Below are 375 nucleotides of genomic sequence, written 5' to 3'. Positions count from 1 at the left end.
GGACTGTCGCCGTGAACGACGTCACGCCCGCTGGCACCGTGATCAGACCCGTTTCGCTGTCGTACGTCACGCCATTGCTGAACGTCACACTGCTGCTGTAGTCATCGCTGCCCGCTGTATCGGTCGCGCCACCCAAGTCGAACTCGTAAGTGGTCGCACTGCTGCTCGCATTGCTCAACGTCACGGTGAACACCGCGTCTTGACCTTCATCCACGGTCGCATCGTTCGCCGAGACCACCGCATCGCTCACGCTCGTGATCGTCGGTGCCGCATCGTCGTCGATGATGGTCGCTGTGCCTGTCGCAACATCAGTGCCATTGCCTACCGTCAACGTGAACGTTTCATTCGCTTCGTCGATGGTGTCTTGTGTGGTTT

At 59.2% G+C, this 375-nt stretch carries 1 pseudogene; it reads right to left on the bottom strand.

Annotated features, from left to right (window positions below):
* Positions 1–375 (bottom strand): annotated as a pseudogene (locus tag ACF8PK_RS00005) (cadherin repeat domain-containing protein); the annotation flags it as partial.

Origin of the sequence: Vibrio sp. CJQ_6 (assembly GCF_043106745.1) — a bacterium.
Classification (GTDB): Bacteria; Pseudomonadota; Gammaproteobacteria; order Enterobacterales; family Vibrionaceae; genus Vibrio; species Vibrio furnissii.
This window is presented reverse-complemented; position numbering and strand designations above follow the sequence as displayed.